Raw genomic sequence first — 24,421 nt, 5'->3', positions numbered from 1 at the left:
CCCCCCCCCCCCCCCCCCCCCCCCCCCCCCCCCCCCCCCCCCCCCCCCCCCCCCCCCCCCCCCCCCCCCCCCCCCCCCCCCCCCCCCCCCCCCGCTTCGGAGCGACTATTCGGCGGGTCAGTCGGCATCGGCCCCTACAGCGAGTTCGGCGAGGACAGAGAAGTCGAGGCGCTGAAGCTGTTCACCCAGCGCGTCGAGGACCACCGCACGAGCAGCGGCGCCGCCAGCAGCAGCTGGACCAGGCCGCGCCCTCCAGCCAGCCGCCAGCGGGCTGACCCGGCCTCATGCCCGCCGCCGGCCTCCTCTGCGCTCGGACCGTACGGGCGCCGGCGGCGCGACGGTCGGGCCCCGCGTCCCGCGCCCCCAGGGGAGGAAGAGGGCCAGCGCGGCCAGGACCTGCCCCAGGCCGGGAAGGATGTGCTGTAAGTCCTCGGGCCGCGCCTTCGCCACGACCGCCCGCGCGACGATGGCGACCACGGTGAGCAGCACGACGATGACCGCGAGGGCGGCGAGCAGGATGTAGGCGGGCACGGCAGAAGCAAGATCCGTCACGGAGACCTCCGAGGGCATGCAGAAAAAGCCCCGGCGGCTGCCGGGGCTTCGGGGCACAGATATATAGGGGTTGAGGAGACAGGGCGTGGAGACAAAGGGGCTCCCGCCCCGGGTGAGCGGGAGCAGGAGCCTTCGTCCGGTGGAACTGGCGAGGGATTTGCTGGAGCCATCAACCTCGCCGTAGTGCTTGCACCGTCGTGAGGGAGCTTGGCTCCACCTCGATCCGCCGGTACCTCTTTATGCGGTTGTGGGGCGTCATCCTGGCAGTGCCTGCAACGCCGGTCAAACCGTGTGGTCACAGGGGGCTGCATCGAGTTCGCGACGCATGAGTGCGTCCAAGTGGTGCTGGCAGTGAGGGAGTTCGATGGAGCTCTCTGAAACCTCAGCCGTGTTGCGGAGCGCCATCGTGGCAGCGCGGATGGCGCCCGGTCAAACCTCGTGGTCAGGTCATGCGGTCTGTCCAAGCTGGCGTGGGCTCTGCGCCTTTCCAGCCCGCTCGGCTCGGGCCCGGCGCAGCGCCGCGGCTTGGGTCACCGCGGCCTGGCGGCGACGTTGGTCTCGGGCCGCCTCGATCGGGGCCGGCGCATCGTCCGCCACGACATCGGGCTCGGGGAATGCCCGGCGGCTGAGCTCGCGCATCGCCTGGTTCTGCCGCTCCACCGCCTCCGCGATGCCCGGGTCCATCCGGCGTGCTGGGGTGGCCGACTGGTGCGCGGCGAGCGCGCGGTGGTAACCCTCGCACGCCGTCTCCCTGGTCTTCGCCGGACCGGTGGGCGCGGGCGGGGTCGGGTCTGCCGGGTCGGCGTCGGCCGGACCGGGCGCAGGTGCGGCGCCGGGCGGCAGGATCCGCAGGGAGCTCACGACGGTGCGACCCGCTGCCTTGTTGGCGGCCGCGATGACCCGGGTCTGCTCCAGGCGCGCCTTCGTCGCCCACGCCGCCGACTCCGGGCACACGGTGAGCTGACCGGAGTCCGGGTCGTACGCCACGGCGGCGACGTGCCCGGCGAGTTCAGGAGCGATCGCCGCCCACCGCTGGCGCAGCGTGGCGCCGGCGGCCGGGAGCTCCCAGGCCCGTTCGGTGACCAGCGCGCCGATCGCCGCTCCGAGGCCCATCGGCTCGCGCCCGTCTCGCCGCGCCACCGCAATGGGCCGCGGCTTCTTCTTCGTCTTCTGGCCAGCGCCGTTCCTCCGGGCCGCCTCCATCGCGGCCCGCAGCGCGACCCGAGCCAGGTCGACGCCGGACGTCTCGCCGCTGCTCATGCCTGCCCCCAGGTGGTGTAGCCGAGGTCCAGGTGCCCGAGGCCCGACAGGCGCTGCACCTGGGCGACGAATGCCCGGGTGAACAGGCGCTGCGCCGACAGCTCGCCGTACCGGTCGATGTGGTCGACCACCAGCTGGTGGTCGGCGGCGGCGCGGTTGCGCCAGTCCAGGACCTGCTCCCGGGTGAGGTCCTCGAGGACGAGCTCCTGGTCGTCGTCGACGTCGGCGGGCTCCGGCTCCGGAGCGGGGACGACGGAGGCCGGACGCGGCGCGGGAAGCACGACCGGGGCCACCGGCACGACCGGGACGTCGTCGGCCGGCTGCGCGGCCGCGGCTTCGGCGCGGGCCTGGGCGCGTGCCTCGGCAGCGGCGGCCTGCTGCTCCCGGACCTGCTCCCACCGGCGGGCTTTGGCCCACGCTTCGGCAGTCACGTCTTGGTGCAGCTGCTGCTCGGTGACCGCACGGCGCTCGCTTTCGGAGGCGTTCGACATCGAGGCGTCCACGGCGGCGGCGACCGCGCGGCGCTGGGCACGGCGGTCGATCTGCCGGTCCTCGCAGCGCGGGCAGTCCCGACCGGAGTCGAGCAGAGCGCCCTCGTCGCACCGGGGCTCAGCACACAGCTGGCGCTGCGGCAGGCCCCGGCCGATCAGCCAGCCCACCGGGTCCGTGATCGGCTTGCCCAGCCGCATCTGCTCGTCCAGGCGCCGGGCGAGCCGGTCGGCGAGGACCTGCGGCGCATCCGTGCGACCGGCGAAGCCGATCACCCGCTTCAACTCGCTGCGAGCCGCGGCTTCCACCAGCTTCCGGGCTGCCGGACGGTCCAGACGCGCCCACACCAGGTCGACCGGAGCCAGAACAGCCCGCAGCTTTTCCGGCGGCAGAGGCACCCTCCCCCGCTGCTGCCTGCCCTGACCCGTACCTTCCACGACCCGCACCGGAGCGCCGGCCACCGGCCCGCAGCCGGGCTTCTCGCTGCTGATCGACGGGGACTTCTTCGGCTGTTCCCCGCGCAGCGGGCCGCCGTCCTCGCGCACGCACGCGCGGTCCGGCAGACCGTGGTTCCCACCACGACCTTCGCCGGAAAAGCCACCAGAGAGCTGCAGAGGAACGACGGGAGTAACCAGGTGAGGGTGGTCAGTGTGAAGGGCTGCCGCAACGTCGGGCTCTGCAACATCCGCCTCATCCGTCACCAGCACGCCGCTGACCTGGGGTTCCATTGCCAGATCCGGCGCCTGAACAGGCCCTGCCACAACGTCGGGGTCTGAAAACTCGGGCTCCAGGGCCTCCGCACGGTCCTCCTGGACGTCGGCGGCGACCGTACGGCCGTGCGCGGCGGCGACCGCCGGCACCATCAGCCGCGACCGATTCGCCAGGCCCGAGCCCGTCTTCAGACGCACCCGCAGCACCAGCTCCCGGTCCTCCAGGCGCTCCAGCACCCGCTCCCCCGCCGACGCCGTGCACCCGAGCAGCCGGGCCACCGTCGCCGCCGCACGGCCACGCTTGGTGTCGACCGTCCCGCCGCACTGCCGCACCCGACCGGTCTCCCGCGCCTCCAGGACGAGCAGGAGCAGCGCGAGGCGATCGGTCGCCGCGCCCCGACCGGTACGCGTACCGATCAGCCCGGCCGGAGTGACCCGCCCGTCCCGGTGCGTCCAGCCCGGACCCATCACGGCCTCCAGCAGCCGCAGCAGCGTGGCGTACTCCTTCTTCGCCAGGTTCAACGGGTGCCCGACCACGTCCTGCGCCGCCCACAGCGGCAGCACCCGGCACTCCAGCCCGGCGTCCTGGCCGTACTCGCCCTCCGCCGTGTCCACCGACACCACGCCCGAGCGGCGCAGCACCGGCAGCACCTCGGACGCCACGTACGACGCGGACAGCCCCAGCCACCGGCCCAACTCCGAGGTGCGGATCTCCACCACGCCGGTCTCCGACGGCGTCCGCGACGCCAGCACCAGCACCGCCAGACGCACCGCGTCCGACGCGCCGTCCAGGCCAGCCACGTCCAGCAGCGCGCGCACCGCGCCCCCCAGACGGGCGCGAGCGTCCGGGCCGAGCGACAGAGGATGGCCCGCCGTCCGTTCCGGGACCGGCCCGGCTGGGACGGACAACTCCGTACGGGGGCGCGCGAACGCGGCGGCCGGTGCCGCCACGGCGCTCATCGGCCCACCGCCCCGACAGGAGCGGAGGGAACCACCAGGGCCGAAGCCGTCTGCGTCATCATCGGGCCGGTGTACACGCCAAAGCGGACACCCCCGTTCGGAGCAGCCAAGAACCACGTCTCGTCTTCCACCCGCCGACCCTGCACCGGGTGGCCTGTGGACAGAGCCCGCTGAGCCCCGATCACCCCCGATGCTCCCGCACGGCGGGTAAGAATCTTGGAAACCATCCCGCCACACGGGAAGCCGACCCCGCGGACGTCGCCGCCGACGGAGTTGTCAACGACCTCCGAGAGCGGGGGCACGAGCCGGGCGGCCGACACCGCGACCAAGCCCTTCGAGCCCGCTTCGAAACTGTTGCTCTTGTAGCTTCCTACCGGAGATCCAACTTCCGGTACGAACCGCGCAAAGACGGAAGAACCGTACGCCGATCCTGTCACATGGGAAGGCCGCTGCGCCTGAACCGGGGTGAAATGGACAGGGTCAAGCTGACAGGGGACACCAATCTCGTGCACTATGGCGAGGACACCAACTTCCATAAGCAAGCTGACACAGTCCGCAGAGCGGAGCGGTCGGCGAGTGGATGTGAAGGGGTGAGCGCCCCCTTCGTGAGGAGCGGGCGGACACCGATCGGGTGGGGGGAGATTTCTCCTCTCCTCTCGGTGGTGCCGAATCGCGAAGCCCCTGTGGTGGGGGCCCGCGACCGACACCAGTCGGTGAGCGCAGCTGGTGCTGCTGCGGCTGTGGTGGCCGTGGTTAGTGGCCGGGTGTTGCTGTAGTGGCCCTGATGAGGGGCCGATGTGAATCGAGCGGCTTGATGAGCTGCAGCTCAGGACCAGCGACAACTGGGACCTGAGCAACCGACGCGGGTGGTTAATCCGGTCGGAAGACGGGCCGCGCGACGGTCAGCGGGTGGTTAATCCGCCACTGGCGCGCGGCCGATGGCCGTTAGGTCATCCCGACCCCCTGGATTCAGAGGCCGGCGTCGGCATGCCCGCGTCCGCGGCCTCGGGATAACGTTCCGCGAGTCGCTTGAGGAAATGCTTGTAGACCGCTCGGTGAGGCCGACGCGGATACGACTCCCCCAACTCCCAGCGAGCCACCGCGAGGCGCTTCACGCCCACAGCCTCCGCGACCTCCAGCTGGGTGAGCCCCGCGGCGAGGCGCAGCTGCTGCCGCACATGCGGCGGCGGCAGGACGTCATCGAGCAGGGCATCCACCCGCTGCAACGGGGTCGCTTCGACCATGGCCCAACCTCTCAAGATCGACGATCTCCTGAAAGATACACGACTTGAGCGGTCTTTGGCGTCGCCGAACAACAGGTCGGCAAGGTCGGAAACATATGGGTAAGCAGAGGCGGTCAGACGGCCCATCAGGCAGGGTGCGAAGACGCCTTTCATTCCTGGGCTTCCCATTCGAAGGAGTGGTGACCCGGGTGCCTGTCGAACAAGATGCAGACCTCGGACATGACCTGACCTCGGTCTGTTTCCTCTTGGCAGCTCCCCAGCGGCACCACGTCGCGACGGCCATCGAGGTCGTCCCAGCGCACCCACCACGCCACGGCCTCGCCGTTGGCCAGTCGGCCTGCACCGAACGAACGTGAGGTGTCCCCGATGGTGTGGTGTGGCCCCCGGTGGCCGGCCTCGAGCTCGCATTCCAGATCCAGATAGAGCGATTCCGACCCGTGCGGTATCTCCGAGAGGAAGCGAACTTCCCGCTGGCCTAACGTGATGCGCTCCCCGCAAGCACGCAGCTTGGCCATGGCGGTCCTCTCCCGGGCTGACGGAGCGGGCAGACAATTGATCACGATCGTGTTCAGCCGGGTAAGGTCCGTGACCGTGACCGCCCGACTCGCGCTCTTTGACCTGGACGGCACGCTCGTTGACCGCCAGGAAGCGTTCAGCGCCGCCGTGGCCGCCCTGTGCCGTATGAACAGCTTTGGCGCCGAAATCGAGCGTTGGATGCTCACCGAGCTCGCCGACCGGGCCAACGCCGCAGACTTCGCCCGACTGCGTGAGACCTTCGGCTTGGACGAGTCCGCGACGCAGCTCTGGCAGGCGTATGTCGACCGCATGGCAGCTGTTGTCACGTGTCGTCCGGCAGCCCTCGAGGGCCTGGCCCAACTCCGCGCTGCGGGTTGGACGATCGGCATCGCCACGAACGGCGCCTCCGAGATCCAGCGCGCCAAACTCGCAGCGACCGGCATCACCGAGCTGGTCGACGGCATCGCGGCCTCCGGCGACATCGAGATCCGCAAGCCCGACGCGAGGCTCTTCGAGCTCGCGGCCACCCGCTGCGGTGTGGAACTCTCCGACGGCTGGATTGTCGGCGACAATCCCGACGGTGACATCGAGGGCGGCCGCCAGGCCGGCCTGCGCACCATCTGGCTGCGCGGCCGCCCCTGGCCCGAGCCGCTCCTTGCGCCAGACCATGTCGTCGACGACGTCGCTGACGCCATCGCCTTCCTGCTCAACCTTTCGGAGTAGCACCGTGGACCAGCAGACCGTCGCCATCCTCCACCCCGGAACCATGGGGGCGGCTGTCGCTGCGTGCGCCGCGACCAACGCAGCCCGGGTGTTGTGGTGCGCGGAAGGAAGGAGTCCAGCGAGCGCCGCGCGCGCAGAGCAGTTCGGCCTGGATCCGGTCCCCACACTGCAGGAACTGCTGGACCAGTCCGACACGGTGATCAGCCTCTGCCCGCCGGCGGCCGCCGAGGGCCTCGCTCGCGACGTTGCCGTGCACGGCTTCACCGGGGTGTACGTGGAGGCGAACGCCATCAGCCCCGAACGGGCCGTGCGGATCGCCGGGTTGCTCGGGACAGCGGCAGCCGTCGTGGACGGCGGTGTCGTCGGCTCCCCGCCCGTGCGTGGCAAGACGCCGACCTTGTACCTGTCCGGGCCGGCCGCTGCGGCCGCGCGGATCGAGGCGCTCTTCGCGGGCACCGCCGTACGGACGACGACGCTGGGCAAGGAGGTCGGGAAGGCGTCCGCGCTGAAGCTGGCGTACGCCAGCTTCCAGAAGACGAGTCGTGTGCTGGTGGCGCTCGCGGTCGGGATGGCGCGTGAGCACGGCGTCGACCAGGAGCTCATCAAGGTCGCCTCCCGGCGGACCGACTCGTACCTCACGGAACCGGAGTATGTCGCCAAGACCGCGGCGCGCGCCTGGCGGTGGGGCCCGGAGCTGGAGGAAGCCGCCGACACCCTCGCGGCCGCCGGCCTTCCGCCGGAGATGCTGCGCGCGGCCGCGTCCACGCTGGCACGGTGGGACGACGCCAAGGACGACAGTTCGCTCTCGCTCACTGACGCCCTGGACCGACTCGCCCAGCCGTAGCCCACGCTCATGCCGTCGCCGCTCCTGCCCGCTGCGCCAGCAGCTGGTCGATGAGCCGGGCCGCCTCCTGCGGCGACGCCGCGGTGGTGTCCACGGTCAGGTCCCAGGACATGCTCGGGTGTGCGTCCAGGTCCTCATGGGTCGCCTCCCACGCCGCCAGGCGCGCCGTGGTGTCCGCGTCGCCACGGTCCTGGGACCGTTGCGCGGTCACCTCGCGCGGGCACCACAGCAGCACCACCGTCCAGTCGGCCGGGTAGCCATCGACCAGGGAACGGATGCCGACGACCTGCCCGAGGTGGACCACCGGGAAGCCGGCCTCGAACGCGTCATCCAGGCCGGGCTTGTCGATGGCGTAGGTGTTGCCGTACCTAGAGTTCGCGTAGACGACGGCGCCCGCGGCCTCCAACTCGTGCAGCTGCTCAGCGGTGCCCATCCGGTATCCCGTGCTCTTGCCTGTCCCGACCTTGAGTCGCGCGAACTGCGCGTACTTCGGACTGAGTTCGGCGAGCGCTGCCGTGACGGTGTCCTTGCCTGATGCTGGCGGGCCGTAGAGGACGACTCCTTGCTTCCCGCTCACGCGTACATCGCCCCCATCGCCTGCCGGGCCTGGTCCGCGAGCGTCACCGCGGTCCCCAGCCGGTTGTCGACGACCAGGTGCGGCACCGCCGGGCGTAGCTCCAGGTCGATCGTGGCCATGTACTCGTCCCACCGGGCGAGCTTCCATGCGTCCCTGGCTGCGGAGCGGAAACCGATGTACTCGCGCATCGACTCCTCGTCGCAGCGAACCCACACCGGGAAGACATCGACGCCCATCGAGTTCGCGCGGTTGGCCAGGCGCTGCATCCAGGCCGGGTCGGTCATCTCCGAGATGAACGGGGCCGTCAGAACGGTGCTGATGCCGCACTTGATGTTGGCCATGGCCGACTGCATCAGGCAGTCGTACTCCACCGGCCGGACCTTCTCCCGGTAGAGATTGGTGTGCCTGTCGTTCGCGTCCCCGCCCAGCGCGACTAGGAGGCGTTCCACGAGCGGGCGGGTGAGCGGGTCCTTGTCGAGCAGCGGCCAGCCGGTGAGCTGGACGAAGAATCGGGCGAGCTCGGTCTTCCCGCTGCCGGCGAATCCGCCGACCAGGATGAGCACCGGACGGTGCGGATCGCCGCCCGTGTGCCTCCGCTTCCAGGCGTCGATGATGCGCTGCTGCAAGTCGAAGTGGTCGGCTTCTCCCGAGCCCGGTGCGATGCGGTGAATCGCACGCTCAACGGCCAGGACATGCGCACCGTTGAGGCGGTCATCCATCGGCGTGAGCTTGAAGGCGGTCTCCTCGCCGGGAAGGGCGGTGCGGAAGCCGAGGTCGGGTTCGGTGGCCCGGTAGAGGAGGCAGTAGGCGCGCCGGTAGTGGGGGCCGGGGTAGACCTCCCCCTGTTCGTGCTGCCACAGGGTCTGGGGATTCGCGGCAGGAATGCCCTTGAGCTTGGCCTGTTCGGCGACTTCCCGGAGGCGCTCACCGGCCTTCTCCAGAGTCAGGCCGTGGGCCTCCCGCTGCTCGCGCAGCCGATCCGGCCTCCACCCTGCTCGCTGCTTCCCCACCCTCTGCCCCTCCGTCATCGTCATGGCCGCGAGCCTAGAGCTCGGGCTGCAAAACCCATGTGTACGCGGATGTTGAAAACCCGTGAATGGAAGTGCGTACCGGCTTCGACAAGCCGCTGTGATGTTCCGTTTCCGCCGCTGCCGGTGTGATTGCCCCCACAAGACGACCAGTCAGGAGGGGGGCCACGGTGGGCGAATTGAGGCACTCAGGCATCGAAGGTGTATTCCAGGATGTAAGCGGCGCTGTCCATGGTCATCTCGTTCACCTCGACTGCGCGAAGATCCGCGTCGAAGGCCGTGCGGCACAGCTTGATGACGGGACGCTCCAGGGGCATCCCAAGCCCCTCGGCCTCCTGCGCGATGGGGAGCCGGGAGCGGATCTCTTCCCGGAAGTGGGCGGGGGCGTGGCCGAGCTCAGCGAGCCGGGCGTACGTGCCGCCTTCGCCGGTGTCGACGCGCATGATCGCAGTGTCTTCGACCAGTGCGAGCGGCAGGTACGAGGTGGCGAGCATGACTGGTCGCTCGGCCAATACGAAACGGCGCGACCGAGCGCATACGGGTTCACCGTCCTCCAGCTCAAGGATGTGGGCGACGTGGACCGGGGCCGCAACGGTGTCGACCCGGACGTCGATCGTCACTGGTCGCTCCTCATCGGCGGACCAGATGGATTTTCCAGTGCCCCACTGCTCGCGAGCGAGCCGTTGGATGCCGTGGCGTCGGATCGGGCGGAAAGAGATGACTCGAGCGCCAGCACCTTTCTTGGTCTCCACCAAGCCCTCGATCCGGAGGATCTTCAGCGCCTGGCGGGCGGTGAGGGCGGCAACTTCGTACTGAGCGGCGAGTGCGTTCTCGCCTGGCAGTCGATCGCCGGGGCCGTACTCGCCGGACTCGATTGCCGCCTTCAGATCGTCGGCAATCCGCTGGTACTTGGGTCGCTGCGCGCCCGTCTCACTCGCCATACGTCTCCCTACCTCGTTAGCGATCCTACGGCTGCGAGCTATCGAGGTCCCGGTAGGGCGAACTCGATCCGTACGGGATCTACCGCTCGACCTTACCTCGTTAACGTACTTCTTGACATCGCTAACGAGGTTCGCTGTACTGAGGGCGCAGCAAACCTCGCTAACGAGGTGAGTTCAGAGGCGCCGAATAGGTGCTGTTTCGCCCTGCCCAACCGCCATCGGGACGCCTCCCGTGACCGCTATTCCCGAAGGGAGCACCACCCCATGAACGTCACCCGCCGCCCCGCCGCCAGCCTCGCCACCGAGACCTTCGACGCTGAGACGCTCGCGCTCCTGGAGGCGGTCGAGGTGCCGCTCCCCGACTTCGCCGACCTGGACCTGGACGTCGCCTTCGGTACACCGCTCGAGATGTACGCCGCCGGCCCCCTGCCCCACGAACGGCTGGACGGCCTGGACATCACCGCCGCCATCGCCGCGATCGAGGCCCGCGAGAACCGCATGCTCGCCGCCCGCGACATCGCCGCCACCGACCCGACCGCCATCGAGCTGGTGCGCGAGCGCCTGGTCGACGTGCTCCTCCCCTACGCCGCGCAGCTGCGCATCGCGCCGCCGGCCACCGCCACGGAGCCCCTGCCGCTCGCGGCTTAGCTCCAGCCGGGTCCTCACGGACCCGGCTCCCCCACCCGGAACTGCCCCCGCGGCGGCGCCGGATGAGGGAGCCGGACCCTCGGTCCCCGATGTACCGCCCGGACCCCCTGACCGCGAGAGCGCGAGGGAAAGGAAGCGGCCGTCGTTTGAGAACTCCACAGAGTGATCCACCACCGCAGTACCGGCCGTGACCGCACCGGCCGGGGTGAGTGGAGACCCGTCGTGCGGCGCCATTACCCCTGGTGGTGGCAGTCAGCACGGGCATCGACCCGTCGGGCGCGCAGACCAGCGCGGCCTGGTGACTAACCCCCACCAGGCGTTCATTACTGACGGAGAGCTCGGAGGGCCGGCATCCCCACGACGCTAAAGAACGACGCGGCACAACCTTCATCGCAGACCCAGCCGGATGGATCTCCCGGCGGTAGCGGTCCGCGTCTCTACGAGATCCGGCACCCCGTACACCGGGGTGCCGCGCAACCACTACCGCAGCCCCGCGCTGCCCAGACGCTCACCGCCCGCTTCGGCGGTTCGGTGAGCGGTGGAGAGCGCTGGGAGAACCCATCGCCGCCCTGTTCGACGCCCCTGTCAGCTTCAGCGGAAGGAAGCGCCATGATCGGCACCCAGCTCACCAAGCAGGACAACAGCCCCGAGCGCGTCTTCACCAGCACCGACGGCTACACCGGCCCGGTCCTGGCGGACATCACCTGCCCGGACGGCGCCGTGCACGTCACGGTCGACCCGACCGCGACCGTCGCCCGCGTCCAGGTCCGCACGGACAACCCGACGGGGCCGGCCGCCGACGCGGTGAAGAACACCCGGATCCACCAGACCGCAGAGCGGCTCACCGTCGTCGTCCCGCCGGTCGCGCCCACCACCCAGCAGTTCAACCACGGCGGCGGCGTGTTCGTCGGCGGGAACAGCTACTCCACCGTGACGATCAACGGCGTCACGTTCAACAGCTTCGGCGGCCGGGGCACCACGGTCGTCAATGGCACGACCGGTGTCGAGGTGCTCATCACCCTGCCCGCCGGGTCGGGCGTCAAGAGCAGCAGCGAGAACGGCAGCCTCCACGTGTACGGCGTACTCGACGCCCTGGAGGCCGAGGCCAGCAACGGCAGCATCAAGGCCGACACCGCCGGCCGGGTCAAGGCCGAAGCCGCCAACGGCAGCATCAAGATCGGCACGGTCACAGAGTGGATCGACGCCGACTCCAGCAACGGCAGCGTCAAGGTCGAAAACTACGCCGGCCGCGCCGCCCGCATCCGCTCCGGCAACGGCTCGGTCGTGATGACCGTCGGCACTGCGGCGACGGGCCAGATCGAGGCCCGCACGGGCAACGGCAGCGTCAAGCTCTACGGCGTCCGCGGCCGCAGCGACCTGGACGTGAAGGCGACCGCCAGCAACGGAACCGTCAAGAAGTTCTGACCCGGCTCCACGCCTGATCCCTCAACTGCCCTCGGAAGGAGGAGCCGTGAGGTTCATCTACCTGCTCGGCATGGTCGGCCCGTTCATCGTCATCGCCGCGTACTTCCTGACCCGCTGAACTTCCCCGCCACGCTTCCTGCGTTGCCCAGGCGCCACCGGCCCGCCCGCGGCCCGGTGGCGGTGGAGAGCGAAGGAGCCACCCGCTTCCCCGCTCTGTTCGGCCCTCGTGGCTGGAGAGCACCTTCCCTGACTCCCTGTCCTTGGAGGACCTGTGATCTCGATTCCCCTCTTCCTGATCGCTGGCGGCGCCGCCTGGCTGTTCTGGCGCGCCGACATCCGCGGCGGAGTGCTGATCTCCGCACTGATCTGCGGCTACGCGCTGGCCACGTCCCCGCTCGCCGGGGCGATCAACAACATCGGCTCCGGCATCGGGACCGCGGTGCAGAACGCCAACAGCCACACCTCCAGCAGCCGGTGAACTGCCGCCTGCCCGTGGCCCCGGGCCCCCGCCCGAGGCACGCGGGGAGGTGACAGAGCCCCCGCCCGCACAACCCCTCGCCCCATCTTCCGGAAGGAACCCCGTTCATGAGCGACGGCGACAAGGTCGGCTCGAACCTCGGCCAGCTCATCAAGCAGCTGGACGCCATCGAGTTCCGCACCGACCGCGACCTCTACAACTACGCCCGCATCCTGCGCGCCATCGGCTTCGAGCTGTACATGCGTATCGGCATGGACGCCGACATGGTGGCCGCGATCCTCGGCCAGTACAAGGGCAAGTGGTGGACGTTCGGCACCCAGAGCAAGATCCGCGCGAAGCTGGTCGCTGCCCACCTGTGGGCCGGCGCGAGGGCCGCGAGGGTCCTCGGCCTGTCCGGCGTGAAGATGTACGCCTCCTTCGTCAAGCACTTCATCAAGCCCGAGCAGGACGCCGAGGCCGAGGCCCGCAAGGGCAAGGGCAAGGGCCGCCCCGGGTTCTCCATTGGCGACAAGCCGAACACCGGATCCGCTGGCAAGCCCGGTGAAGCAGGAAGGGCAGCCTGATGGCACGCCGCGTCTCGAAGTCGAAGACGATCGACACCCGTACCGAGGAAGAGCAGCAGCAGGACCGGGCCCGCCGTCTCCGCTACGCCGGGCCCTGGGCGGTCACCGCTCTGGGGCCCGTCCTGGTGGAGGGCGGCCACCTGGCCGTCGCCGGGAACCCGGCCGCGCTCGCGCTGGCCACCCTGGGCGTCGCGGGCACCGGCACCGCGCTGTGCAAGTTCCTGGCTCACCTGGACGCCAAGGCCAAGCGGGACAAGGACACCGTCCGGCTCCACCAGGTGAACACGATCGCGGCCACCGCGGCCGCGACGCTGGGCACCATCACCGGCATCGACTCGGCCGAGACTGCCGGCGCCTGGGCGCTGGGCGGCATCGGCCTGTCGCTCGCCAACAACCTCTGGTCCAGCTTCCACAAGAAGGGCTCTGAGAAGAGCGCCAGCAAGTGGGAGAAGCTGGAGAGTGAGATCGGGCTCGCCAAGCACGAACTCAAGGAGGCCGCCTCCAACGGCAAGGGCACCGTGATCGCCACGGTGGAGGCCAAGGACGGCGCGACCGCTGACGACCTGGCCCGGAGGATCCCGGCCATGGCGGCCGCCATGAAGATCGGCAAGGGGCGCATCACCCACACCGTGGACGATGACGACTCCTCCCTGGTCACCATGCGCGTCCAGGTCGCCGACCTCCTCAAGGAGGGCTTCCCCTGGCGCGGCCCGTCCGCGTTCGGCGCGTCCATCGGCGACGTCCCGATCCGAACCGGCCGCTACGAGGACGGCGAGGACGTCCTGCTCAACCTCACCGGGATGCTGCGCGACCCGGGACCGCTGTCCAACGGCAACGTCGAACACGCCATCGCGATGGGCGTGAACGGCGCGGGCAAGACCCAGGGCAACCAGCTGATCATCACCGAGTGCTGCACCCGCACCGAGGTCAGCACCATCGTGATCGACTGCTCGAAGTTCCAGCAGGACTTCGGGCACGTCAGGCACGGCATCGAGTGGCCGATAGACAAGAAGGACGCCGCCCGGCGGTTCTTCAAGATCCTGCCCAACGCGATCGAGGCGCGCACCGACTTCCTTGCCGCGAAGGGCATGTCGAAGTGGGAGCCCGGCTGCGGTCTCAACTTCCTCGTCATCGTCGGTGAGGAAGCCGCGGACTTCGCTGCCGACAACGAGCACTACCAGAAGATCCTGCGCACGGCCCGCGCCGCCGGCATCTGGATCCTGACCTCCATCCAGCGGGCCACGCACAACAACATGGACACCGACAGCCGGGCCAACTCGCCGGCGGGGCTGTGCTTCGGTCTGCGTGATGGCGCCGACGCCCAGTACTGCCTCCCGGACGAGGCGGTCGACGCCGGTGCCTGGCCGCAGTGGGGCAACCGCAAACCGGGCTACCACTACGCGGCCGGTCTGGGCATCGCGGAGGAGCGGTGGCACGTCACCGCCCGCACCGAGCTGGCCAGCAAGCGCGACCAGGCCGACGCCATCACCGCGGCCGCGTCCATCCGCACCCCGCTGGACACGGTCACGGTCGAGGCGTTCGGCGACCTGTACGCCAACCGCACCACGTACGACGCCCCCCTGCTGCCCGAGGAGGAGGGAGAGGACGACACCCCGCAGCAGGCGGCCCCGTCCCCGGCCCCCGTCGCCCCGTCGGCCTCCCCGGCCGTCGAGGCAGCGCCGGCCTACTCCGGGCCGCCGGACGAGGAGATGGACGACGTGGACAAGGAGACGATGGCGCGCGAGGTTGAGGAACTCAACGAGATGCTGCAGAACGTGCTGGACGAGGACCCCGAGCCCGGTCAGTACGACCACCTGCGCATCGAGGACGAGATCGAGCCCCCGGCCGCGGACGCCCCGGTGCTCAGCCTGGGCGGCGACGTCGACGACGCCGACAAGCTGACCAGCGACCAGGGCCGCCACGAGCTGTACGCGCGACTCGACAAGTGGGTTCGCGAGGGCAAAAACTCCTTCGCTCCCCGAGACGTCACCGACATCCTCCTGCGGGTCGGCCTGAGCGACACCAAGCGCTGGTTCTACCGCGAGCGCGACCGGCTGATCGAGGCCGGGGTGATCTCCGTGGACGAGTCGGACGAGGGCTTTGGCCTGTACGACATCCTCCGCTCCCCCCTCTCCGGCAACAACGGAGAGTGACAGAAATCGGGTACGCACGGTGCGCAGCGTCGCGCACCGTGCGCACCCGTCCCCGCCCCAGGTAGAGGGCACGCATCCTTGCCGCGCACCACCCGTTGCGTACCGGTTTGTCCTACGCGCACGGTGCGCGCCGCACCTTCGCGCACCTTACGGAAGGTAATCAACATGAGCGCCCCGACCGCTCCCCGGCCGAAGGCGGCCAGCTCGCCTCCAAAGCCCCCGCCCGTGAACGCTGATGACGTCGACAAGGCCCGGAAGTCCCTCGGGAAGCTGGACGAGGTCCTGGCCATGGTCACCAAGGCGCTGCTCACCCTCGGGGGCGGCGCTTTGATCTTCACTTGCGTGAATGTGACCCGGTTTGGTGTCTCCCACGAGATCCCCTGGTACATCGCCTGGATGCTGGACCCGCTGGCCAGCCTCGCCCTGATCACTGTTTTGTATGTTGACGGCGTGCTCGCCGAACACGGCGGCGACTACAAGCCTGGCGGCTGGCCGTTCCTGCTGCGCTGGAGCGCCGGCCTGTCCACCTGGGTCATGAACTGCTGGACCAGCCTGTACCCGGACGGACACTTCCACTTCATCCCCCAACACCCTGACGCCGGTGGAATCCTGCTCCACTCCGTCGCCCCGGCGCTGCTGATCCTGCTTGCCGAGGCCGCCACCGGCTACCGCAAGTACGCGACCCGGCGCCGCGGTGAACTCACCGCGATCATCCAGCGGTTCGAGGCCGCGGCCGCCGCAGAACGCGAGGCGGCCGCAAAACGAGTCCGCGAGGAACGCGAACGCGCGGAAGCCGAGAAGCGCGCAGCTGCAGAACGCGAGGCACAGCGCGAGCGCGAACGTGAGGAACGTGAGGTCGCCCGCGCAGAACGCGAGGAAAACGCGAGGCTCGAACGTGAGCGTCGCGAGGCAGAAAACGAGCTGGCCGCCCGGGCTCGGCAGGCAGAAATCGAGGCGGAACGCGAGCGGGTTCAGCTGGCCGAGCGCACCGCCGAAATCGAGGCGAAGCGCCGTCAGGCCGACGCCGAGATCGAGAACCGGCGCCGCCGTTCCCAGTGGGAACTGGAGCAGGCCGAACGAGACCGGGAGGCCACCCGCCAGGCTGAGATCACCACGGCAGAAGCCCAGGCAGAGGCCGTGCGCAAGCAGGCTGAGGCCGACGCTGAAGCCAAGCGGATCCAGGCTGAGGCCGAAGCCCGCGCCCTTGAGGAGGCCGAGAAGGTCAAGCGGCAGCGGGCCCTGGAGCGGGCCGCTGCCAAGGCCCGTCCCGCCTCGGAAACCGCCTCGCACACTGGTACCGCCCGCGCCTCGATTTCTGCGGGCCGCACCTCGCAAAGCGCCTCGGAAAACGGGGTCGCGCTCGTCGCGGTCCCCGCCCTGAACGCCTCGGAAAGCGAGGGTCGCGTCCCTCGCGAAGTGCGCGCGCAGCAGCGCGACGAAGCCGAGCGGTACATCGCAAAGTGCATGCTGTCCGGCCTCACACCCGATCTTGACGGACTCGCACAGCACTACGGCAAAGGCGAGACGTGGGTCGGAGACCGCGTCCGCACCGCGAAGCAGCGCCTCGCGGACGAGCCCGGTTTCGAGAGCTCGGTGATCGAGGACGCGCTGGACGGCTTCACCGACGACAACAACGACGCTGCCGCGGGCGCGGCATGAGCCGCCGACCTGAAGAAGAGGAGGAGGACGCAGTGGAGTTCACGTTCGACTTCACCGAGCAGCGGGACGAGCCGATCGAGCTGTTGCCCGGTGCCGGCCCCGAGTACCCGCCGATGATTCTGGCCCGCAGCGAGCCGCTGATGCCGATCCGCTACCGCCCCGCCGACTGAGCCCGCTTCGACGGCTCCACTGGCCCCGAGATGTTGAAGCCACCTCGGGGCCGGTGAAGAGGCCGAAGCCTCCCCGGGCGAATCTCACGCCACATGACACTGCCCGAGCTCCCCATCGAGGAGATGTTCCATCATGCCGTCTTACGGCGAGCAGCCCCAGCCCACCTACTATCCGACGCCGCTGCCGCCCCAGTACGGGCAGGCGCCCGCCCCCACCTACGGCCAGCACGTCGTCCCACTCCCCCACGACACGGTCGTCTACCCGCCGACCGCCGGCATCGACGGCGTCGTCATGGTGCCCGGCCCGAACGGCCAGCACGTCGCCTACTACACGGCGCCGCCCGCCCCGGCCCCCCAGCCCTACGTCTCCCCGCTCCTGGTGAAGGCGGCGCTGGTCGCCTTCATCGTGGGCGTCGCCGGTGTCGGCATCTACTTCCTGGCAGCCGCGCTCGTGGAGCTGATTCAGGCGCTCGTGCTCCTGGGCGTCGTCGTCATGGGGGGCTTCGTCCTCATCAAGATGTTCAGCACCGGTCCCGGACCCGGCAGGGCGATCAACGTCAACGCGCGCGGCCGTGCCAAGGTGCAGATCCACACCGGCCGCGGACACAACCGTGGCCGCCGCCGCTGAGCACGTCCCCGCGGAAGAGCCGGCCGTCCGGGACGTCGACCTGTACGCCGATCCGTCCGGCTCCTTCCCCGTCTACCGCTGGCGCCAAGCCCCCAAGGGACTGGCCACCCGACGGCAGCTGCGCGAGATGCGCTTACGGCCCGGCGGCCAGGAGCCCGTCGCCGAGATCGAGTGCCGCGGCGGGAAACGCCGGGCCTGGCTCTATGAGATCGAAAAAGCCCTGCCGATACGGCCCATGACCCTCGCCAAGGAACTCGCACTCGACAAGGCCATGGCCGCACGCCAGAGCTGCCCCCTGTGCAAGCGCCGCTATTACCACTGCCTCCGTCTGCGGACGATCGGCAGCTGCGAGGAGTGCTACGACGGCACGCCTGCCGACCCCCGCTCCTACATCAACACCCGCCCCACCACCACGCCCCAGCAGCCTGCGAGGGCGCTCTGACGGCTGCCTGATCCAGCCGTCCCGCCCCTGCGCAGCTGTGCGGAGCGACCCACGGCAACGCCGACCACGAACAGCACGGCCCGCCCGTCCCGCACAAGCACCCCGTCCGCATCGCCAAGGAGCACTGGTGACCGAGCCCAACAAGCCCGAGCCCGAGCCGATCATCCCGCCGCTGGACACGATCGCCGACAGCGACCGCCAGCCGCCCCGCGCCCCTCGGCCCGCGCCGCCCCGGCCGGCCTCGAGCCGCACCCGCGACGACATCCCGGCCAGCGCCGTCGTCGCCTTGTTCATCGGCGGCACCATCGCTGTCATCTTCGCCCTGACGCAGGGCGTGCCGAGGGCGATCGACTGGTCCCATCACCAGGACTGGAGCTGGTTCACCCAGTGGACCGCGACGATCGCCGACCCTGTCCACGCCTACCTGACCGCGCACACCGCCGGCCTTCCGCTGACGGCCTCCAGCACGTTCGTCATCTGGCAGGGCGTCGGCGCCGCCTCCCTCGCCCTGGCCTGGTTCACCGGAGCCGTCGGCGCCCGCCTCACCTGGACCGCCCACGGCATCTGCACGGTCTTCATGGTCTGGGACGCCTCCCCCGCCGCCAGCCGCCCCGTTGCCGCTGCCCTGGCTGTGCTCGCTTGGACTGTCGGCAGCCTCTTCGCATTGCGTGGCCTGTCCCTGCGCCCGCTGATCAGCATCCACAACCACAACTACCCCGCCCGCTGAAAGGACGTCGTCATGCTCCGGATCATCAGCACGTCCCGGCTCGCTGAGCTGGACAACCTCGCCAGCGCGTTCCCCACGGTCCGGAGCAAGTGCGACGGCCTGGAGAAGGACCTGGACGCCGCACACCGCCGCTCCCAGGGCCTGGAACGCGAACTCCAGAAGGCCAAGGAGAAGTTCCAGCAGGAGCAGGCGGCCACCGCCCGCACGTACGAGGAACGCCTTGTCACGGCCGGCCAGTCCGCGCGACTCAACGACCATCTGCTCAACAGGGAGCAGGAGCGGGCGAACAGGATCGAGCGCATGGCCGACGAAAAGGTCCGGGAGCTCAAGGGAGAGATAGAGCGGCTGAAGGCCAAGCTCGCCGCCAACCCGGTGCCGGACCCGGAAGGCGTCGTCGCCCGCTTCCAGAACCTGGTCGGCGCCCCGATCGACCTCAGCCTGTACGTCACAGAGCTCAACGGCGACTACGTAGAACTGCGGCTGGTCAGCGCTTGTTCCGGCTGCGACTACACACAAGAGGAAACGCGAGAGGTCCACGACAGCGCCGCGGCCCGACAGCGGTTCCTCACCAACAGGTACGAGGGCGGAATGCTCAAGGGCTGGGCGCAGGAGCACGCAGAGACGTGCCGCGCCGTCGCACTGCCCGCCCTGGTCACCGCCTGACCGGTTCTGACGGCTGCCTGATCCACCCGTCCCGTGCACGATGCGGGCCGGGTGGTGAAGGGGAGCCGGACAGCCCGGCAGGAAGGAACCGACCATGACCCAGTACAACAACCCCTCCGCTGCGCCCCTGGCCACGCGCGACGCGGACAAGAACCTGGACGCCGCCTGCGCCACGGTCACCACGGAGATCGGCCGCACCGACAGCAAGGCATCGCTGTTACTCGCGTTCGACGGCGCAGTCCTCGCTGGCCTCGTCAGCCTCGCCGATAAGAAGCTGCCGCTGCCCGCCCAGCTCGCCGGCGCCGCCGCCGTCCTCGCGCTGGCGGTCGCCGCCGTGCTGCTGCTTCTGGTCGTGCGCCCCAACCTTGGAGGCAAAGGACGAGTCGTCCGCGAAGGCTTCCCCTGCTGGGCGCAGCTGCACGAGGACGTCCTGCTCACCGCGATGAGCGAAGACACCCGCGCCACCCGAGTCAGGTCGTTGTCCGTCATCGCCGTCGCGAAGTTCGAGCGCCTGGCCCGCGCAGTCGACGCCATCCTCGTCGCCCTGGTCCTGCTCCTGGTCGCCGCTGTCCTCGCGGTCACCGGCTGAGCAGCTGGCCGTACGCGCTCGTCTTGATCTCACCGCCGTGGCGGTCCTCGCCGCCTGGCACCCCTCTCCCGCACCGACACCGACAAGGAGCAGTAGCCGATGGCCCCCTTTCTGTTCTCCCGCACCGCCGCGCCCGCCGAGCCGGACTTCGTCCCGGAACCGTGGCCGGAGACTTGGACGCCCGAGGGCGTGACCGTCTCCCAGCGCTTCCTCGGCCTGACGGGCGCCGTCACCCTCGTCTACACCGCCGACGCCGGCGTCAACGGCACCTACTACGCGATCGCGTGCCTGGGCTGCACGTTCCTCACCCGCTCCCAGGGCAGCGACAACTACATCTCCACCGAGCAGGCAGCCGGCGAGATCGCCAACAACCACGCCGCGCAGTGCCGGGCACTGCCCCGGGCGCTGCCAACCCGCCCCGACGACGACACCGCCCGCGAGATCGTGCGGCGGCGGCTACACCGCAACCGGCGCTCCGACCATGACGCCACGGTCTACCTCACCGACTTCCACCCGGACCGCATCGCTCTCCAGCGGACCACGGCCTGGATCGAGAAGGAACTGCAGCGCCTCGCCGACACCCAGCCGGAGATGCTGACCGCCAAGCCCCGCACCTACGGCACCGGCACCGAGTTCACGATCCTGCGCTTCCCGAAGCGCTGACCGGCCGCTCTCCGTACGGCCCCGCCCACCACCCCTCGGGTGGCCGGCGGCGGGGCCGCTCGGTGTCCGCCCGGTCAGCCGAGACCGGACGACCGGCCCTCCCCTGGAGGTCACCGTGTCCCTCACCCGCCGCTCCCTCTGAGTGCCCGGGGCGGCCGCAGGCATCGAACCCGGCCGCCCCGGAGCAAGCCCCTCCCCCACCAGAGCGCAACTGACAGAAGAAGGAGCCCCATCATCATGACCTCAAATCTCCGACAGGCCGCGAACACCGTCGCCGGATCGATGGTCGAAGGCGTGAGCATGGCAGCCGCGCTGATCGGTGGCGCCGGTGGCGCCTACATCGGCTACCAGCTCGCCCCCGCCTCCTGGTCCGACGGACTGCGGATCGCCGCGGCCGGGGCGGTCGCCGTCGTCGGCGCCGTGGCCTGCGACGGACTCGCTGAACTCGTCCTCGCCCCGCTGCGCCGCCTGATGATCAAGGCCCGCAGCCCACTGAACTCCACCCGCGCGTCGGGGGCCCCGGCCCCGGCGGCCACTCTGGAAGAGGCCCTTGCCCAGGTCGCCACAGCGACCGAGGACGACGCTGCGCACCGCGCCGCCAACGCTTCGGTCCGCATCGACCAGGGTGCCAACTTCCTGGGGGACGCGGCCCGGTGGCGCGGCTACGAGGACGGCGAGGCCAGCTTCTTCCTCGCCCCCGGCGTCACGCTCCACTACCGCAGCGAGCGGAACAAGTACGGCAACAACGAGCCCCGCTTCACGCTGCTGACCGGCGACGGCGACCAGCCGGTGGTCATCACCGGCATGGAGCAGATCCGCCACCACCTCACCGCCCGTGCCGTCGGCCTCCCCGCCGCCCCGGCCACCGTCAACACCCAGGCCCGTGACGAGGACGACGACCTCCTCACGGACATCAAGGACTCGCTCAAGGCCCTGAACGCCTGACGGGCTACCCGTTCCGCCCCGGCACCACCGGCCGGGGCGGTGCGGTGGCCAATCAGACCTCCCGACCGAGCCGGAAGGCCCTCCCGCATGTCGAAGCCCGCTCAGATCACCGTCGTCCGCGACGGCCTGCTCACCTCCCGCCGCCTGACTGCCGACATCACCGACACCGTGCCCACCGCGCAGCGCCTGGTGAAGGAGCACTTCGGCCGCCGCCCGCTGACCGCCGTGGAACTGGTGGTCACCTCCACCAACCGCATCTCCCGCCTGGCAGTCATGTCGCAGGGCGCAGCCGCCGGCCTGAAGCCGCAGGCGTACCAGGACAAGACCCTCACCCTCACTTCCCGCCCGAACGACCTCTACTCAGTGGCGGTGATCGCCCCGAAACAGGTGATCCGAGTCCTGGTCAACGCCAAGCGCCTGCGCCGCCGCCCACGCGAGATCGGCGCCACCCTCGTGTGGGCGTTCGTTGAAGTCGACCAGCTGTGCCGCAAGGGCGCCTGGGACCGCCGCATCGCCCTGACCCGGCACGAGATGGGCACCCACGTCCTGCCCAAGGGCAAGGCCCGGCGCCTGTACCGGATCGAGGCCGAGATGGAGGCCGAGGCCGCGAAGGTCACCGGGCAGATCGTCGGCAAGGTCATCCAGCAGAACCGGCAGGCCGAGGCCGCCGCAGAACGCGAAACCGCCGGCACCACCGCCGCGCAGGGCGCTGCCTGACCCGGCACCGTGCCGCCCCGGCCCTCCCCGGCCGGGACGGCGCGGTGCCCCGTCAGCCCACCCCGCAGGAGAACCAATGGAACTGCTGACCCTCGCCCCCGGCACGGTGTGCGTGCTGGTGGGCCCGCCCGGCTGCGGCAAGTCCACCTTCGCCGCCCGCTACCCCGACAGCTGGCGGGTCTGCCTTGATCTGTACCGCCTGGCCGCCACCGACGACGAGGCCGACCAGTCGGCCACCCCGGTCGCCGCCGAAATCCAGAACCTGCTCTTGGACGCCCGCCTCGCCCGGTCTCTCACCGTGCTGGTCGACAGCACCAACGTCTTCCCGCACGTCAGAGCCGGGCTGCTGGCCCGCGCCCGCTATTGGCAACGCCCCACCACGGCAGTCCTGTTCGACATACCGCTTGCCACCGTGGAAACGCAGAACGCAACCCGTGACCGCGTCGTGCCGACCCACGTGGTGCGCGACCTGCACCGACAGCTCCCCACCGCCGCGCAGCTGCGCCGGGAGGGCTTCCGCACAGTGCACCTCGCCTCCGAGCTCAGCGCGGCCGCGGGGGCCCAGCGGTGAGCGGGGCGATGGTCGCCAGCTTTTTCGAGGCGGTGGAGTCCCGCCAGAACGCCTGGCCGGCAGGCAGAGCCGACCTCCACTGGCATCTGCTGTTCGAGGAAACAACCGTCAACGAGCTACTGGTTCAGCCGTACCGGGCGATAACCCACCGCCCCGGCCTGGCCCCGGTCCCGGCACCGTGGGCGCACTGCACGGTCCTGCACGGCGGGCCCATCGCTGAGTACCGGGACGAAGAGCTCACCGCGATCACCGAGCGGGTCGCCAAGGAGTGCCAGACCCTCGCCCCGTTCGACCTCGTCTTCGACCGGCCCACCGTCGGCACCGTCGCCGTGGAATGCGCGGCCCGCCCCGGCGAGCCCGCCCGCCAGCTGTGGGAGCTGACAGCCCGGGTCGACGCTGAGATCACCGGCGCCCGCTTCCCGCTGATCCCCGCGATCTACTACCCGCACCTCTCGCTCGCCTACGGAAACCCTCGGGAATCGCATCAGACGGACCGCCGCGCGCTGAAGGCCGAACTGTCCGATCACCCGGGCGAGGCGGTCGTACTGCGCGCCGACCGGCTGAGCCTGGTCGCCCAGTGGCACGACCGGCAGCACATCACCTGGGCCCCGATCGCGGAAGTCGCCCTGGGCTGACCTGGCCCCGTAGCCCACGCACACGTCCCTCACCACCTGCACGTTCCGACCTGGAGGAATCCTCATGGCACGCAGCGCCCGGCCCGTCGTCCACTACATGGCGACCCGGCCCGACGGCACCGTCCCGCCCACCTGTGAGCACCTCGCCCGCTACTACAGCGGGCTGGGCGAGACGATCCCGACCGTGAACCTCGCCGACCACATCGGTGAGACCGTCGATCACCCCAGCCCCGGCGAGAAGTGGTACACCGACAAGCCGTTCTCGTACTTCCACATGTACACCCGGCCCGGCGAGATCCTGGAGCGCCTGGAGGAGCGCTGGCCGGTGCGGCTGTGGGAGGTCGAACCGCTCGGGGAGACCGGCAACTGGGGCAACGACTTCGCCCCGTACTGGCTGATGTCCCACCAGATCCGCGTCGTCCGTGAGGTCGAGGCGTGGCGTGCGTTCGGGCACCGCGGCATGCAGGTCCTGGCGGTCCTCGCGCAGCTGCCCGACCTCGCCCGGCAGTGGGCCGAAGAGTGGGCCGCCGACCCCGAGGGCACGCGCCGCACGTACAAGGCGTGGGAGACGCGGGTGGACGACACCCGGGCGCTGACCTCCTGGGCGTACTTCCGGGCGCGGTACTCCCGGCGCGAAGCGGGCCTGCAGACGGCCAACCAGCTCGCCGGTGACGCCGCCGCGCAGGCCGCGACCGCAGCCGGCGCCGACCCTCACGCCGTCGCCCTGATCCAGCTGCGGGCCCGCTGCCTGGTTGCCGGTCAGCTCATGTTCGACCGGATCCGCACCGGCGAATACGAGCAGTCGATCCGCGGCCTGCTGCTCGGTGCCGGGCTCGACACTCCGGCCCCCGTCCCGGCCTGACCACCCCGCCGACGTTCTTCTCCGCGCCGCCCCGGCCAC

Annotated in this window: 28 protein-coding genes; 20 read left to right on the top strand and 8 right to left on the bottom strand. The window is 70.3% G+C overall.

Annotated elements, in window-relative coordinates:
- Positions 1 to 282 precede the first annotated feature (282 nt).
- From ACZ5XZ_RS37075 to ACZ5XZ_RS37055, 5 genes are all read right to left on the bottom strand, one after another.
- Complete coding sequence (locus ACZ5XZ_RS37075) at positions 283 to 531, bottom strand: hypothetical protein (RefSeq protein WP_468986527.1); 249 nt, start codon at positions 529 to 531, stop codon at positions 283 to 285.
- Positions 532 to 999: 468 nt separating this feature from the next.
- Entirely contained in the window at positions 1,000 to 1,812 is an 813-nt protein-coding gene (locus ACZ5XZ_RS37070) for a DciA family protein (RefSeq protein WP_468986524.1), read from the bottom strand.
- On the bottom strand, positions 1,809 to 3,971 hold the full coding sequence (locus ACZ5XZ_RS37065) for a hypothetical protein (RefSeq protein WP_468986521.1): 2,163 nt from the start codon (positions 3,969 to 3,971) through the stop codon (positions 1,809 to 1,811). Before ACZ5XZ_RS37065 ends, ACZ5XZ_RS37070 begins: the two co-directional genes overlap by 4 nt.
- Before the next feature lie 950 nt (positions 3,972 to 4,921).
- On the bottom strand, positions 4,922 to 5,215 hold the full coding sequence (locus ACZ5XZ_RS37060) for a helix-turn-helix transcriptional regulator (protein WP_468986518.1): 294 nt from the start codon (positions 5,213 to 5,215) through the stop codon (positions 4,922 to 4,924).
- Positions 5,216 to 5,364: 149 nt separating this feature from the next.
- Positions 5,365 to 5,730: a hypothetical protein gene (locus ACZ5XZ_RS37055; protein WP_468986516.1), complete on the bottom strand. Its 366-nt coding sequence runs from the start codon at positions 5,728 to 5,730 to the stop codon at positions 5,365 to 5,367.
- Between the two features lie 37 nt (positions 5,731 to 5,767).
- On the opposite strand from ACZ5XZ_RS37055, the gene ACZ5XZ_RS37050 reads away from it, so the two are divergent.
- Both ACZ5XZ_RS37050 and ACZ5XZ_RS37045 read left to right on the top strand, forming a co-directional pair.
- Positions 5,768 to 6,454: an HAD family hydrolase gene (locus ACZ5XZ_RS37050; RefSeq protein WP_468986514.1), complete on the top strand. Its 687-nt coding sequence runs from the start codon at positions 5,768 to 5,770 to the stop codon at positions 6,452 to 6,454.
- Between the two features lie 4 nt (positions 6,455 to 6,458).
- The gene (locus tag ACZ5XZ_RS37045; RefSeq protein ID WP_468986511.1) at positions 6,459 to 7,298 is read left to right on the top strand and encodes a DUF1932 domain-containing protein; all 840 of its coding nucleotides are present in this window, start codon (positions 6,459 to 6,461) and stop codon (positions 7,296 to 7,298) included.
- A 7-nt stretch (positions 7,299 to 7,305) separates the two neighbouring features.
- Here ACZ5XZ_RS37045 and ACZ5XZ_RS37040 read toward each other — a convergent pair whose 3' ends face one another.
- From ACZ5XZ_RS37040 to ACZ5XZ_RS37030, 3 genes are all read right to left on the bottom strand, one after another.
- On the bottom strand, positions 7,306 to 7,875 hold the full coding sequence (locus ACZ5XZ_RS37040) for a phosphotransferase-like protein (RefSeq protein ID WP_468986509.1): 570 nt from the start codon (positions 7,873 to 7,875) through the stop codon (positions 7,306 to 7,308).
- Positions 7,872 to 8,909: an AAA family ATPase gene (locus ACZ5XZ_RS37035; protein WP_468986507.1), complete on the bottom strand. Its 1,038-nt coding sequence runs from the start codon at positions 8,907 to 8,909 to the stop codon at positions 7,872 to 7,874. Before ACZ5XZ_RS37035 ends, ACZ5XZ_RS37040 begins: the two co-directional genes overlap by 4 nt.
- A 182-nt stretch (positions 8,910 to 9,091) precedes the next feature.
- On the bottom strand, positions 9,092 to 9,844 hold the full coding sequence (locus tag ACZ5XZ_RS37030; protein WP_468986504.1) for a GntR family transcriptional regulator: 753 nt from the start codon (positions 9,842 to 9,844) through the stop codon (positions 9,092 to 9,094).
- Positions 9,845 to 10,108: 264 nt separating this feature from the next.
- Here ACZ5XZ_RS37030 and ACZ5XZ_RS37025 point away from each other — a divergent pair, with 264 nt between their 5' ends.
- The 18 genes from ACZ5XZ_RS37025 (at position 10,109) to ACZ5XZ_RS36940 (ending at position 24,382) form a co-directional block, all read left to right on the top strand.
- Positions 10,109 to 10,492, top strand: coding sequence for a hypothetical protein (locus ACZ5XZ_RS37025; RefSeq protein WP_468986503.1), 384 nt, complete (start codon positions 10,109 to 10,111; stop codon positions 10,490 to 10,492).
- A 609-nt stretch (positions 10,493 to 11,101) separates the two neighbouring features.
- Entirely contained in the window at positions 11,102 to 11,917 is an 816-nt protein-coding gene (locus tag ACZ5XZ_RS37020; protein WP_468986500.1) for a DUF4097 family beta strand repeat-containing protein, read from the top strand.
- 271 nt (positions 11,918 to 12,188) lie between these two features.
- Positions 12,189 to 12,395: a hypothetical protein gene (locus tag ACZ5XZ_RS37015; protein ID WP_468986498.1), complete on the top strand. Its 207-nt coding sequence runs from the start codon at positions 12,189 to 12,191 to the stop codon at positions 12,393 to 12,395.
- 107 nt (positions 12,396 to 12,502) lie between these two features.
- Positions 12,503 to 12,958, top strand: a complete 456-nt coding sequence (locus ACZ5XZ_RS37010) for a hypothetical protein (protein WP_468986496.1) — start codon at positions 12,503 to 12,505, stop codon at positions 12,956 to 12,958.
- Positions 12,958 to 15,111: a hypothetical protein gene (locus tag ACZ5XZ_RS37005; protein WP_468986495.1), complete on the top strand. Its 2,154-nt coding sequence runs from the start codon at positions 12,958 to 12,960 to the stop codon at positions 15,109 to 15,111. Before ACZ5XZ_RS37010 ends, ACZ5XZ_RS37005 begins: the two co-directional genes overlap by 1 nt.
- Positions 15,112 to 15,336: 225 nt before the next feature.
- Positions 15,337 to 16,770, top strand: a complete 1,434-nt coding sequence (locus tag ACZ5XZ_RS37000; RefSeq protein WP_468986493.1) for a cell envelope integrity TolA family protein — start codon at positions 15,337 to 15,339, stop codon at positions 16,768 to 16,770.
- Between the two features lie 32 nt (positions 16,771 to 16,802).
- Positions 16,803 to 16,940 carry a hypothetical protein gene (locus tag ACZ5XZ_RS36995; protein ID WP_468986491.1) on the top strand — a complete coding sequence of 46 codons (138 nt, stop codon included), beginning with the start codon at positions 16,803 to 16,805 and terminating at the stop codon, positions 16,938 to 16,940.
- 133 nt (positions 16,941 to 17,073) lie between these two features.
- On the top strand, positions 17,074 to 17,568 hold the full coding sequence (locus tag ACZ5XZ_RS36990) for a hypothetical protein (protein ID WP_468986489.1): 495 nt from the start codon (positions 17,074 to 17,076) through the stop codon (positions 17,566 to 17,568).
- Positions 17,552 to 18,010, top strand: a complete 459-nt coding sequence (locus ACZ5XZ_RS36985) for an RRQRL motif-containing zinc-binding protein (protein WP_468986488.1) — start codon at positions 17,552 to 17,554, stop codon at positions 18,008 to 18,010. The genes ACZ5XZ_RS36990 and ACZ5XZ_RS36985 overlap by 17 nt, the downstream gene beginning before the upstream one ends.
- Before the next feature lie 127 nt (positions 18,011 to 18,137).
- Positions 18,138 to 18,737, top strand: coding sequence for a hypothetical protein (locus tag ACZ5XZ_RS36980; RefSeq protein ID WP_468986485.1), 600 nt, complete (start codon positions 18,138 to 18,140; stop codon positions 18,735 to 18,737).
- A gap of 12 nt (positions 18,738 to 18,749) precedes the next feature.
- Positions 18,750 to 19,400, top strand: coding sequence for a hypothetical protein (locus tag ACZ5XZ_RS36975; protein WP_468986483.1), 651 nt, complete (start codon positions 18,750 to 18,752; stop codon positions 19,398 to 19,400).
- Between the two features lie 94 nt (positions 19,401 to 19,494).
- The gene (locus ACZ5XZ_RS36970; RefSeq protein ID WP_468986482.1) at positions 19,495 to 19,989 is read left to right on the top strand and encodes a Pycsar system effector family protein; all 495 of its coding nucleotides are present in this window, start codon (positions 19,495 to 19,497) and stop codon (positions 19,987 to 19,989) included.
- Positions 19,990 to 20,088: 99 nt separating this feature from the next.
- A complete protein-coding gene (locus ACZ5XZ_RS36965) occupies positions 20,089 to 20,652 on the top strand; it encodes a hypothetical protein (RefSeq protein WP_468986480.1) in 564 nt (187 codons plus the stop codon).
- A gap of 237 nt (positions 20,653 to 20,889) precedes the next feature.
- A complete protein-coding gene (locus ACZ5XZ_RS36960) occupies positions 20,890 to 21,597 on the top strand; it encodes a hypothetical protein (RefSeq protein WP_468986477.1) in 708 nt (235 codons plus the stop codon).
- An 87-nt stretch (positions 21,598 to 21,684) separates the two neighbouring features.
- A complete protein-coding gene (locus ACZ5XZ_RS36955; protein WP_468986475.1) occupies positions 21,685 to 22,314 on the top strand; it encodes a hypothetical protein in 630 nt (209 codons plus the stop codon).
- A gap of 76 nt (positions 22,315 to 22,390) precedes the next feature.
- Positions 22,391 to 22,885 carry an AAA family ATPase gene (locus tag ACZ5XZ_RS36950; RefSeq protein ID WP_468986473.1) on the top strand — a complete coding sequence of 165 codons (495 nt, stop codon included), beginning with the start codon at positions 22,391 to 22,393 and terminating at the stop codon, positions 22,883 to 22,885.
- An 8-nt stretch (positions 22,886 to 22,893) separates the two neighbouring features.
- Positions 22,894 to 23,520 (top strand): 2'-5' RNA ligase family protein, encoded by a 627-nt coding sequence (locus ACZ5XZ_RS36945; RefSeq protein WP_468986471.1) that lies wholly within the window; start codon positions 22,894 to 22,896, stop codon positions 23,518 to 23,520.
- Between the two features lie 64 nt (positions 23,521 to 23,584).
- Positions 23,585 to 24,382 (top strand): hypothetical protein, encoded by a 798-nt coding sequence (locus ACZ5XZ_RS36940; RefSeq protein WP_468986470.1) that lies wholly within the window; start codon positions 23,585 to 23,587, stop codon positions 24,380 to 24,382.
- Positions 24,383 to 24,421 lie beyond the last annotated feature (39 nt).

It is taken from the genome of Streptomyces sp. NPDC033270 (assembly GCF_055576575.1).
The sequence above is the reverse complement of the archived record's forward strand: the minus strand, read 5'-3'. Positions and strand labels throughout refer to the sequence as shown.

What these genes read in the sequence shown, in the direction of transcription:
- ACZ5XZ_RS37070 (WP_468986524.1), bottom strand. Translation starts at nt 1,812, where the DNA reads ATGAGCAGCGGCGAGACGTCCGGCGTCGACCTGGCTCGGGTCGCGCTG.
- ACZ5XZ_RS37065 (WP_468986521.1), bottom strand. Translation starts at nt 3,971, where the DNA reads ATGAGCGCCGTGGCGGCACCGGCCGCCGCGTTCGCGCGCCCCCGTACG.
- ACZ5XZ_RS37060 (WP_468986518.1), bottom strand. Translation starts at nt 5,215, where the DNA reads ATGGTCGAAGCGACCCCGTTGCAGCGGGTGGATGCCCTGCTCGATGAC.
- ACZ5XZ_RS37055 (WP_468986516.1), bottom strand. Translation starts at nt 5,730, where the DNA reads ATGGCCAAGCTGCGTGCTTGCGGGGAGCGCATCACGTTAGGCCAGCGG.
- ACZ5XZ_RS37035 (WP_468986507.1), bottom strand. Translation starts at nt 8,909, where the DNA reads ATGACGATGACGGAGGGGCAGAGGGTGGGGAAGCAGCGAGCAGGGTGG.
- ACZ5XZ_RS37030 (WP_468986504.1), bottom strand. Translation starts at nt 9,844, where the DNA reads ATGGCGAGTGAGACGGGCGCGCAGCGACCCAAGTACCAGCGGATTGCC.
- ACZ5XZ_RS37025 (WP_468986503.1), top strand. Translation starts at nt 10,109, where the DNA reads ATGAACGTCACCCGCCGCCCCGCCGCCAGCCTCGCCACCGAGACCTTC.
- ACZ5XZ_RS37020 (WP_468986500.1), top strand. Translation starts at nt 11,102, where the DNA reads ATGATCGGCACCCAGCTCACCAAGCAGGACAACAGCCCCGAGCGCGTC.
- ACZ5XZ_RS37010 (WP_468986496.1), top strand. Translation starts at nt 12,503, where the DNA reads ATGAGCGACGGCGACAAGGTCGGCTCGAACCTCGGCCAGCTCATCAAG.
- ACZ5XZ_RS37005 (WP_468986495.1), top strand. Translation starts at nt 12,958, where the DNA reads ATGGCACGCCGCGTCTCGAAGTCGAAGACGATCGACACCCGTACCGAG.
- ACZ5XZ_RS36990 (WP_468986489.1), top strand. Translation starts at nt 17,074, where the DNA reads ATGCCGTCTTACGGCGAGCAGCCCCAGCCCACCTACTATCCGACGCCG.
- ACZ5XZ_RS36975 (WP_468986483.1), top strand. Translation starts at nt 18,750, where the DNA reads ATGCTCCGGATCATCAGCACGTCCCGGCTCGCTGAGCTGGACAACCTC.
- ACZ5XZ_RS36970 (WP_468986482.1), top strand. Translation starts at nt 19,495, where the DNA reads ATGACCCAGTACAACAACCCCTCCGCTGCGCCCCTGGCCACGCGCGAC.
- ACZ5XZ_RS36965 (WP_468986480.1), top strand. Translation starts at nt 20,089, where the DNA reads ATGGCCCCCTTTCTGTTCTCCCGCACCGCCGCGCCCGCCGAGCCGGAC.
- ACZ5XZ_RS36960 (WP_468986477.1), top strand. Translation starts at nt 20,890, where the DNA reads ATGACCTCAAATCTCCGACAGGCCGCGAACACCGTCGCCGGATCGATG.
- ACZ5XZ_RS36955 (WP_468986475.1), top strand. Translation starts at nt 21,685, where the DNA reads ATGTCGAAGCCCGCTCAGATCACCGTCGTCCGCGACGGCCTGCTCACC.
- ACZ5XZ_RS36950 (WP_468986473.1), top strand. Translation starts at nt 22,391, where the DNA reads ATGGAACTGCTGACCCTCGCCCCCGGCACGGTGTGCGTGCTGGTGGGC.
- ACZ5XZ_RS36945 (WP_468986471.1), top strand. Translation starts at nt 22,894, where the DNA reads ATGGTCGCCAGCTTTTTCGAGGCGGTGGAGTCCCGCCAGAACGCCTGG.
- ACZ5XZ_RS36940 (WP_468986470.1), top strand. Translation starts at nt 23,585, where the DNA reads ATGGCACGCAGCGCCCGGCCCGTCGTCCACTACATGGCGACCCGGCCC.